Genomic DNA, 10,303 nt, shown 5'->3' with positions numbered 1-10,303 from the left:
GTCTGATATACAAGCTGCTATTAAAAATATCAAAGATAATAAAGAAGAGCTATTAGCTGTAGTATTCACAGTACTTATGCAACCTAACTCTAAAGTAGCTCCAGCTATGGGGTATAGTGGGGTTGATATAAATAGTGATTTCTACCGTACAAATAATAACTCCAAGCTTTTCCAAACTCCTCAAGAAGTTAGCACTATGGATTTACCTGAGTCAACTAGAGGTAATTACCCTTGTTATTATATTGATGAAAATAATGAAAAAGTAACTACATCTTATGACCAATTAACTGATGTACAAAAACAAACAGCTAAATCAATGCTATGTATAGATCATTCGGCTATGTTGTACCCTACTGATGACTTTATGAATTATATTTATAAAGGACAATTATTCGGAAGAAAAGATATTGGATTAGATTTCTTTGGTGATTATGATATGGATGAAGCTAGATCAAATAACGAAGAATACAGTTAAGGGCGATTATGTTTAGTTTAAAAAAAATAATATTCATATTCTTTTCATTTATTAGTGTTAGTTTGCTGTATGCCATGCCTACTATTCTTTCAGTATCAACTGATGGTAAATATGTAGTTAGTGCAAATAGTGATGGTAATGTTTATTTATATGATTTAAATAATAAAAGCATAAAAAAAATAAGTAATAAAACTATTAATGTTTTTAGTGCTAACTTTATTAAGGATACTCATGATTTCATATATCAAACATACAATGATAATGTAGTTTATATAATAAATGCTGACACACTAAAAACAATAAAATCTTTTACAGGGCAAAAAAACAGTGTTATGCAAACTGTAAATAAAGATTTAAATACTTATGCTTTTGCTACATGGAATGGCTATATAAATATTGCTCAAATAAAAGGTGATAAATTAGGACATATATATTCGTATGGTAATCAGTTTATGAATATGGATTCAAAATTAATACCTACTTTCTATAAAAATAAGTTAATTACTACTACTGGTAGTGGCTCACTTTTAATATTCAATATTGATGAAATATTTAACAGCGAAAATAAAGATAATCCTAAAAATCAAATAGAAATTCATAAAAACTCTGGGGCTGTTATGAGTGCCATAGACCCTAATGGTGAGTTTGTTTATACAGCTGATAGCTCGAGAGTTGGAATAGCTTATAACTTAGATACTCAAAAACTTATATCAGAAAAGAATGGAATTTATTTTACTAATGAAGTTGCCGATGTTACTTATTTAAAAAATAACGAAAAAAAATCTATTCGACAGGGAATATCAAATTTTAAATTTATAGATAAAGACAAAATTATAGTCACTTTTAAAGGAACTAGTCAGCCATATTTATGGGCATGGTTCTTTACTCCTAGCAAATTTGATTGGAGTGGGAACGGTAAATATAAAAGACCAATGTTTTATTCAGATAAATATGCAAAACTAGTCAATAACCCTCTTGACTACATAATAGGCAACTACAATATCGAGTCAAGACCAAATGTGGATGGTTATAACTATACATTTGATACTTCTGTAGAAGCTCACAAACTTGTAATTGGTCAAGCTAATGGTAATGGTATTATGGTGTATAACTATAATCCTAGTGATGAAACTCTAAAACTTGATTGGGTTGGAGAACCTCCTAAAGTTGAAGAAAAGAAAGAAGAAAAAAGTAAGGGTTGGTTTTGGTAGGATGCAATTCCCCTTCAAGTGTTGAAGGGGAATTGCGTAGGGATGTTTTGGAAGATATTTATAGTACAAAGTTATGAATCTTTTAAAAAAATTATTATTTCAATTAGAACTCTATATATAAGTGGAGTAATTCTATCTATTATTTTCTGGATTTTTCCATATGATTATAAGATTGAACTATGGATATTAATTATCATAATATTTCCAATAATTATATTATATGACTCTTATGTTAGACATATAGAAGCCAAGGTTTATGACAATAAAATTATAGAATTTCCAAAATATAAAAAAATACCAGAAATTTTAGTAGATGAAGAGCAAAATTTCTCTTATATTTTTTTTAAAGATAAACAAAATATTGCTCCCACATCACTAACTCATTGTACAATTTATTCCAAAACAGATGCCCTAATAAAGATATGTGGATGCGAACTAACACATAAAAATGATAAAAACCTTATTCAAGTAAAAATTGAAAATACTTATATACAAAATATAAAAGATCGCTATATAGCAAATGAAACAATAATATTAAAACCTTTTTAAGAGGAGTTCTTTATAAATGGGTGTAGCAAAAGTAATAGAAATAGATAATAGTACTAATAATAAATTTATTTTAGTAGCTAAGCAACCAAAGAGTTATGAGTACAAGACTGGAACAAAAGTTAAGGTATATAGAAATGGAAAAGAAATATTTGATCCAGAAACAGGCGAATCATTAGGTTTTGTTACTAAAATAGTAGGATACGAAGTAGTAACTGAATCTTTCAAAAAAATATTTCAAGTCGAATCAGAGGAAGAAAAAGAAATTCTTGATTTAAATAGAGATAAGTTCAATGAAACGAAATCACTTATACCTACATTTTTAAGAGTCGACAAGTCGAAACAGCCAGACTATATAGTAAAAGAAAAAGAACAAGTTGATTTTAGAGACCCTAAAATATGTGATACAATTGAAATCTATTAATACCTTTAAAAGAATTATTCTTTAATGGAGGAGGATATGTGGATAATAACTATATTAGAAGAGTATTAGGCATATTCATTGTACTTATTATTATTCCTATCTGCATGAGGTATTTACCTAGATTTTTTCTAGCATGTCTAATAATACTTTTCTTTTGTTTCTTATATAAAGCTATTGCTTTATCATTTGTCTCAAAAAGATTTGATACTAAAAATATTATCTATCTAATTTGTGAACTATCTTTTGGATATAACAAAGATCAAAAAAATAATGCAGAATATAAAATAAGACAAGAAAGTATTCTATCAAAAAAATTTCGCAATGATAAAATTCTTTTTTTTAGAGTTCCATACATATGTATCTTGAAAGGAATATTTAAAAATATCGGTTTTTTATTCACCAAAAATTACTTTATCCTACTAGTTATAATGTTTTCAGTATTATTTCTTATTTTTAAAATCACGGAAATAATTAATATATTACCTATGTCAAACATTGAAATTGAACAACAAAAATTTGCTATTGAAAATTTTCTTTATATGCTGGCTATAGTGGTATTTATTTTCCTATTATTTTTTAGATCAGTGAGTCACTATTTTAGTAAAAATCACGAAAATGTTAAAATCTGCTTTTTACTTCTTGAAGAGTATGACTACAAAAAAACCCCTCTTAAAAATTTAAATATTATTATTGAATCAATGAAAACTGATTATTCTAGGTTAAACAATAGTCAAATAATTACAATTATTCTTGGTTTAATTTCAATATCCACAACAATATATACAGAGCCAAAGACTGAGTTACTTTATATTATTTTTATAGCAAGTATCTTACTAATTTTTAAGTTGCTTATAGATAATTATCATAAAAATGTAGTAGATATCTCTATCAGAACTCTAGAAGCTCTAATAGTTGGAGATATAGATATTGAAAGTCAATCTTCTCATAATGAATCAAAAAATTTGTTTGATAAAGTAAAAACCTATGTAAAAAACTTTTTTTATATTAACCCATCAATTAACGAAATGGAAAAGTATGTAAACGAAGTAAAGCTTGAAAGAGAAAAAACAAAAAGGACTAACCATTGAACAATCCGAATAAATATAAATAATATAAAATATGCACTTCATAACTAATTCACTTATACATTTTTATAAAATTTTATTTTTCTAAATCCTGAGTTATTATAGATGGACTTCTTTTCGAGACTTTATCAATGGGCACAAAATCTAAATACTCATGCTTGTAGAAAAGATTATCATCCTTTCTAAGTCTAAGTACCATATCTTCACTATTTAACTTATTATATGCTCCATTGATTAGTTTAGCTGTTTTATCATCTCTTAAAGCAAATAGCATATCATCATTATGCCATAGCGCATCTATACTATCTTCTGCTTTTACTTGGTCATATTCTGTCAGTGGCTGATAATGCTGTAGTGCTATTAGATAGCCTTTTCTGGTACTAAATGTAGATGCTAGTTTGTATCCCATAGCTATTCTGCGTTGTGATAATACTTCATCATTAGATATTAAGTTAGCATCATTATCATTTAGATTATTTAGTAAATATAACAACTTACCTATTGCTGTTGGTGGTAATACTAATATCAACTCATCACTCACAGACTCTAATGCTGCTAATGTTGTTCCTATATCTACAGTCTTACCATTCGTTTGCAAACTCTCCAGATAGCTTTTGACATTACTATCTGCTGGGACATCATAAGTATCTACTAACATTTGATACAAACATCTTCTTTCTAACTTCTCTGCTACATCTTTTGATACTAATTCATCATCTAGATCAAAATTAGCTCTAGCTAGTTGATAATAATAAAACTTCTCTAATGTGTAATGTTCATCTACACTAGCTTCAAATATCAAAGCATCTCCAGTTGGATAATCCAAATCATGATTATGTGTAGACAATAGATACTTCGAATCAGCATATACTAACCATTTATCATCTTTATAATCTATCTGATAGGGTTTTGTTAATGTTTGCTTCTTGATATCACTTATTTTAAGTCTACCTAGATTTAGCTTTTCTATCTTTTTATCATGCTTTGTACTAGCTGTCCTACTCCACAATAATAATCCATCTTTTATTTGATTATCTTTATCTGTAGGGTATTTATTATGATTATCACCTTCTAAGACATATTTATTATTTTTGACTGCTACTTTCGCTGTCTGTGATAATAGTATCTCACTATCTACATATTCCTCTGTAGTAATCAAATCAAACATTCCATAATCTTCATCTATTTCATGCTGATATGATTTATATGCTATAGCTGTCTCATTATCATAGTCAATATCTGCTATTACATCTGGTTTATACGGTAGTCTTGCTTGTTTCTCTGATATCTGTTTGAAATTATATCTACCTGCCATTAGTAAGCCCATATATAGCAAACTTGCCTGATATGTCTTACCTATATCCAACCATCTATTTATATTGCTCTCTGATAAGCTCTGTAAATACTTAACTCCATCATCTACTGCATCTTGATTTGCAAACTTATAGCCTGCCTTATATCCCAAGCCTTTTACTTTAGAATCTAAATCTGAATTTATAGCTCCCCAATTTATTAATGATGTATTACTATCTAATTTAGCCTTACTAAAATCTAGTGCTACTATATTTGGATTACTAACTACTGATTGATCTAGCATACACATACTAGCTCTTACAAAGCTTATATGGATATAATCTCTATTTGATAATAATACTTGTTCTAAATCTGGACTTGTATCAAATCTATTTGCTACTTGACGTTTACCATAGTTATATTTATATACTGAGTTTGTCTTTGATTTACTCAAATACTTCTGTTGTGAGTTAAATACTTCTCTAACCAAATTTGTAGGTACAAAATATAGCTTTGATAACTTAGGGCTATATATAACCTCACCTATATAATAAACATCATCTGCAATATCATCTGGATGTTTATATTCTGCTTGTTTGGTTTGATAATTTTGTAGCTTAAATGATGACTTACTGATATCAGCATCCATCATTAGCTTTTCGCTTACATTATATTTAACATCTCCTGCTTTGACATGCTTAAATGATGCTTTCTCTGTATGATTCTTTGCACTCATTCCAAAACTAGCACCTTTAACATCTAACTTCTCTGCTGAGATCTTGGCAACATTTGATTTGATATTAATATTCTTAGTAGCTGTAATAGCATGTTTACCAGGGCTAGTCTCTGTCAGTTTATTAGTACTAATAGTCGTACTATCTGCTATTATGCTTTCTGTTTTATTAGCTGTCTTTGTTACTATTGTTTCTTTTTTGATTTCACTTTTAAAATCATTTGAATGATAAGATTCTTTGGCTGTCTTTGATTGTTGGGTTAGCTTAGTATCATCTTCATAGGTTGTTGTAATATTACCCTTACTAGTCTCTCGAACTTCGTTTGAGGATAATAGTTTCTTCTTTTGACCCTCTGCTAACTCCTCTTGAACTATATTATTATCATTGACTACATTCTTTTGGACTTTGCCACTTTTATACTCTGATACACTACTTTGGCTCTTCGCTCCTGATTCATCCTTATCATCCCAATCAGATGGGCGATTATCATATATTTTGGCCATAACTAAGTTTACATTTTTTAAAAGAATCTAACAAAAATGATAACTAAAAATAACATCAAGAGCTAGTGTTATTTTTTCAACTTTAATTCAAAATTAACTATGGTTATCGAATACACATAATCGATATCAAATTTGAAAAATCAAAACCTAATAAATTTTTAACTTCATCACTTTTTAGCAATGCTACTAAGCCTGCTTTGGTATTATCATGTTTGAATATTTTTTCTATCGTAGCGTCATTTTCAGTCAGCTGAATTTTCAAAAAATCTTTTTCTAGAAAAATTTTGCACCCTTCTTTTAAACTTGGGTGATGTGCTAGACCATATTCGTATGCTTTTAATTGATTATCATTTAATGTCATATTTACAAACTCTCATCTTCTTTGATCCAACTTTGCATAGCTGTAATAAGCTCAGCAAAAATATCTGCCATCAGCAATAAATCAACTTCATGACCAACATTATCTTCTTTATTTAGATCTTTTATACCATCTAAGAATTTGATACTTTTAAACTGTAACTTAGTATTTGCTGTCATAGCAAGCTGCTCTTTCCAAGTTATAGCTAGCTCCGTAATGTACCCTCCACTATCAATAAATGATTTGATATTATCATTCAGCATTGAGCTACCTTGACATGAGATATTTGCAATACTATCTCCTATAGCACTTGTGAGCTTACATTTTTCTGCTATTTCAATATCTACTGGATAAGTATCTTCGACAAGCCATTCTGTTAGAATATCTGTTTCTTCTTTGATGACAGGCTCGAACCTTGCTTCACATCTATGTAATAGATCTAAAACTTCTGTAATTTGCTTTTCTGAAACACTATCAATTATTAGATAGTTATTAGTTAGATCTAGATAACCATGAATCTTTCTAAACTTACTAAATGCTAGAGGTAGTAGCTTTTGCTCCATATCCTCTTTTATTTGTGTTTTTTCTTTTTTACTCACATATCTAGTGAGCTCTAACTCTTGAATATATTCTTGTGCTTGTTGATTGATAACTTGAGCAGGAAGGATTTTTTCTTCAGTAAGTAAACAAAATGCAGCTAAATGATTAAACTTAAAAAGGCATTGTTCATCTTTTATAAATGGGTTTGTAAAACCTCTCGAAGATTTCTGAGAATTACTACAAGGAATAAATGCGAGTTTATTCATCGAATCTTCAAAAATATCTATATTAATATCAGTAATTTTGAATGCTGTAAGATTTTTAAAAAACATAAAAAACGATTAAATATAATAAAACTGTCTCAAAATAATAAAACATCTAATCATAAAGTAAAACTATTAAACTACAAATTTAATAGTTTATATGATTTAACTATCTCAAAACTCATGACTGTTGTTGCTGTATCTGCTGGGAAATATTTGATTATAGCTATTTTGTCAAAGATGATTTTTTTAGAAAATTGATATTTCAAAAGCTTGTCATGATTAGTCGCACCATACACTAAGCTAACATGAGGATCTAAATTATATTCACTTTCTATATCTAATTTTCTTGCACTAGCAAAAAGATTATCTAGCTGTACAGTTTTTGATAACTTGAGATAATAGTTCATAAAATAAGAATCTCTATCTATAGCTATACTATCAATATCTAATGAGAAATTCTCATAATCAAGCTGACACGCCCAATACCCAAAATCTTCAACAATATTTTTAGCAGAGCTAAATAATGTTAAATGAGGTATAAATGATGGCTGTCTAGCAATATAAGAATTATAGTTGATACATCTAGCTAGAGCCAAGAGATATTTCTGTGCTGGTATTAGCCAAACACTATATTTATGAGATGACACAATTATTAACTCATTCTAACAAAAATTGTAATATTTGTTATAATAGCAAATCTTTAGTTATATAAATTATGAATTTCTAGGAATAAATATGTCACAAATAGTTGTTTGCGCAATGTACAAATTTGTAACGCTTGAAGATTATGAAGCTATGCGCCAGCCTCTGCTTGATACTATGATAAAAAATAATGTCAAAGGTACACTACTTCTTGCTAATGAAGGTATTAACGGTACAGTAGCAGGATCTCGTGAAGGTGTAGATGAGTTATTAGCATATCTAAAATCTGATTCTAGATTAGCTGATATTGACTACAAAGAGTCTTATCATCAAGAAATGCCTTTCTATCGTTCAAAAGTAAAACTTAAAAAAGAGATTGTAACTCTTGGTATCGAAGAAATTGATCCAAATAAAGTCTGCGGAAAGTATGTGGAGCCTAAAGATTGGAATGCTCTTATATCTGATCCAGAGACTATACTTGTAGATACTCGTAATGATTATGAGATCGAAATAGGTACATTCAAAAATGCTATCAATCCAAATACAGAGACTTTTAGAGAGTTTCCGGAATATGTCGATAAAAATCTAGATCCTAAAAAGCACAAAAAAGTAGCTATGTTTTGTACCGGTGGGATTAGATGTGAGAAATCTACAGCTTTAATGAAAGCTAAAGGTTTTGATGAGATTTATCACTTACAAGGTGGTATCTTAAAATATCTAGAGGAAGTACCTAAAGAAGAATCCATGTGGGAAGGTGAATGTTTTGTATTTGACTCAAGAGTGGCTGTAAATCATGATCTTGAGAAAGGTAACTATGATCAATGTTTTGCTTGTCGTATGCCTATCACCGAAGAAGACAAAAAACGCCCAGAATATGTCAAAGGTATAAGCTGTCATCATTGTTATGATAAAGTTACAGAAGAGCAAAAAGCACGCTTTGCAGAACGTGAAAAACAATCTCAACTAGCTGCTGAAAGAGGATTTTCACATGTTGGTGATGATGCCAAAAAATTAGCAAAATTGAACAAACAACAAAAACAACAAGCAAAAGAAATGGCTCGTAAAAAAGCAAAAAGTAAAATTTAACTTCTACTTATAAACGATCAAAATTCAAATCATTTTTTTACAAGCAATTTTATATTCCTACTGTTAAAATATAATATATTTAAATATTTCTTTTAAGATATAATTCTCAACATAAAAGGCTATAACTCTTATGCAAGAAAAAATCACACAATTTGAGAACTTTTTAACTCAACTACAACAAAAAATCACATCTACTCTTGAGCAATCTGAAACTAGCTCAGCTAAATTCATTAGTGATAAATGGCAAAAGCCAAACACTCCTGAACAAAAACTCAAAGGCTATGGTAACTCTATGATTATAGAGGGCGGTGAAATCTTTGAAAAAGGCGTCGTTGCATTCTCTAGAGTACACGGAGATGCTTTACCACCATCAGCTACCGCAAAAAGACAAGAACTTGCTGGTAAATCATTTATTGCCACAGGTGTTTCATTAGTTATTCACCCTCGTAATCCTTTTGTACCAACATCTCATGCTAACTTTAGAATCTTTGTTGCTGGTGCAGATACAGATAATCCTATATGGTGGTTTGGTGGTGGTTTTGATTTAACCCCTTACTATCCTTTTGAGGAAGATGCTATTCATTGGCACCAAACTGCAAAAAATGTTTGCGATAAACATGACGCTAGCTATTATTCTAGTTTTAAAAAATGGTGTGATGAATACTTTTATCTCAAACATCGTGATGAAAGTAGAGGCGTTGGAGGTTTGTTTTTTGATGATTTAAATGACAAATCTTTTGATGAATGTTTCAAATTTGTGACTGATTGTGCAAATTCATACTTAGATGCTTATATACCAATAGTAGAAAAAAGAAAAAATATCGAATATTCACAAAAGCATAAAGATTTTCAACTTTACCGTCGTGGTAGATATGTCGAATTTAATCTAGTCTTCGATAGAGGTACAATATTTGGTCTTCAAAGTGGTGGACGCACAGAATCAATACTATCATCAATGCCACCTATGGCTACTTGGAAGTATAACTGGCAACCTGAGCCTGGTTCTGAAGAGGAAAAAGTATATGAATATATAAAGCCAAGAGATTGGATTAAATAGTATTTACAACTAAAAAACATATCATTTATATAAAACTAATTATGTTACAATAAGCTCAAATTATTAGAGGTTTTTTTTAGATT

Annotated in this window: 11 protein-coding genes; 7 read left to right on the top strand and 4 right to left on the bottom strand. The window is 29.3% G+C overall.

The features are described 5' to 3' along the window. The 5 genes from F3D57_RS10310 to F3D57_RS02215 form a co-directional block, all read left to right on the top strand. On the top strand, positions 1–475 hold a 475-nt coding region (locus F3D57_RS10310), incomplete at its 5' end, for a hypothetical protein (protein ID WP_224728137.1). A gap of 8 nt (positions 476–483) precedes the next feature. Further along, positions 484–1,686, top strand: coding sequence for a WD40 repeat domain-containing protein (locus F3D57_RS02230; protein ID WP_150465037.1), 1,203 nt, complete (start codon positions 484–486; stop codon positions 1,684–1,686). A 42-nt stretch (positions 1,687–1,728) separates the two neighbouring features. Further along, positions 1,729–2,235 carry a hypothetical protein gene (locus tag F3D57_RS02225; protein WP_150465036.1) on the top strand — a complete coding sequence of 169 codons (507 nt, stop codon included), beginning with the start codon at positions 1,729–1,731 and terminating at the stop codon, positions 2,233–2,235. A gap of 16 nt (positions 2,236–2,251) precedes the next feature. Further along, positions 2,252–2,656 (top strand): hypothetical protein, encoded by a 405-nt coding sequence (locus F3D57_RS02220; RefSeq protein ID WP_150465035.1) that lies wholly within the window; start codon positions 2,252–2,254, stop codon positions 2,654–2,656. A gap of 428 nt (positions 2,657–3,084) precedes the next feature. Then, positions 3,085–3,744: a hypothetical protein gene (locus tag F3D57_RS02215; RefSeq protein ID WP_150465034.1), complete on the top strand. Its 660-nt coding sequence runs from the start codon at positions 3,085–3,087 to the stop codon at positions 3,742–3,744. A 73-nt stretch (positions 3,745–3,817) separates the two neighbouring features. On the opposite strand, the gene F3D57_RS02210 is transcribed toward F3D57_RS02215, so the two are convergent. From F3D57_RS02210 to F3D57_RS02195, 4 genes are all read right to left on the bottom strand, one after another. Next, complete coding sequence (locus tag F3D57_RS02210) at positions 3,818–6,271, bottom strand: hypothetical protein (RefSeq protein ID WP_150465033.1); 2,454 nt, start codon at positions 6,269–6,271, stop codon at positions 3,818–3,820. Positions 6,272–6,374: 103 nt separating this feature from the next. After that, the gene (locus F3D57_RS02205) at positions 6,375–6,632 is read right to left on the bottom strand and encodes a hypothetical protein (RefSeq protein ID WP_004287836.1); all 258 of its coding nucleotides are present in this window, start codon (positions 6,630–6,632) and stop codon (positions 6,375–6,377) included. A gap of 2 nt (positions 6,633–6,634) precedes the next feature. Further along, positions 6,635–7,501: a recombination-associated protein RdgC gene (locus F3D57_RS02200; protein ID WP_150465032.1), complete on the bottom strand. Its 867-nt coding sequence runs from the start codon at positions 7,499–7,501 to the stop codon at positions 6,635–6,637. 71 nt (positions 7,502–7,572) lie between these two features. Next, complete coding sequence (locus F3D57_RS02195; protein ID WP_150465031.1) at positions 7,573–8,082, bottom strand: hypothetical protein; 510 nt, start codon at positions 8,080–8,082, stop codon at positions 7,573–7,575. Between the two features lie 88 nt (positions 8,083–8,170). Here F3D57_RS02195 and F3D57_RS02190 point away from each other — a divergent pair, with 88 nt between their 5' ends. Together F3D57_RS02190 and hemF are read left to right on the top strand one after the other, a co-directional pair. Further along, a complete protein-coding gene (locus F3D57_RS02190; protein WP_150465030.1) occupies positions 8,171–9,163 on the top strand; it encodes a rhodanese-related sulfurtransferase in 993 nt (330 codons plus the stop codon). A 130-nt stretch (positions 9,164–9,293) separates the two neighbouring features. Next, on the top strand, positions 9,294–10,220 hold the full coding sequence (gene hemF, locus F3D57_RS02185) for an oxygen-dependent coproporphyrinogen oxidase (protein ID WP_150465029.1): 927 nt from the start codon (positions 9,294–9,296) through the stop codon (positions 10,218–10,220). Positions 10,221–10,303: the final 83 nt, after the last annotated feature.

Source organism: Francisella sp. SYW-2 (assembly GCF_008711475.1).
Lineage (GTDB): Bacteria > Pseudomonadota > Gammaproteobacteria > Francisellales > Francisellaceae > Francisella > Francisella salimarina.
This window is presented reverse-complemented; position numbering and strand designations above follow the sequence as displayed.

Excerpts from the sequence above, each read along its gene's own strand:
- F3D57_RS02210 (WP_150465033.1), bottom strand. The coding sequence starts at position 6,271 with ATGGCCAAAATATATGATAATCGCCCATCTGATTGGGATGATAAGGAT.
- F3D57_RS02225 (WP_150465036.1), top strand. The coding sequence starts at position 1,729 with ATGTTTTGGAAGATATTTATAGTACAAAGTTATGAATCTTTTAAAAAA.
- F3D57_RS02230 (WP_150465037.1), top strand. The coding sequence starts at position 484 with ATGTTTAGTTTAAAAAAAATAATATTCATATTCTTTTCATTTATTAGT.
- F3D57_RS02200 (WP_150465032.1), bottom strand. The coding sequence starts at position 7,501 with ATGTTTTTTAAAAATCTTACAGCATTCAAAATTACTGATATTAATATA.
- F3D57_RS02205 (WP_004287836.1), bottom strand. The coding sequence starts at position 6,632 with ATGACATTAAATGATAATCAATTAAAAGCATACGAATATGGTCTAGCA.
- F3D57_RS02215 (WP_150465034.1), top strand. The coding sequence starts at position 3,085 with ATGTTTTCAGTATTATTTCTTATTTTTAAAATCACGGAAATAATTAAT.
- F3D57_RS02220 (WP_150465035.1), top strand. The coding sequence starts at position 2,252 with ATGGGTGTAGCAAAAGTAATAGAAATAGATAATAGTACTAATAATAAA.
- F3D57_RS02190 (WP_150465030.1), top strand. The coding sequence starts at position 8,171 with ATGTCACAAATAGTTGTTTGCGCAATGTACAAATTTGTAACGCTTGAA.
- hemF (WP_150465029.1), top strand. The coding sequence starts at position 9,294 with ATGCAAGAAAAAATCACACAATTTGAGAACTTTTTAACTCAACTACAA.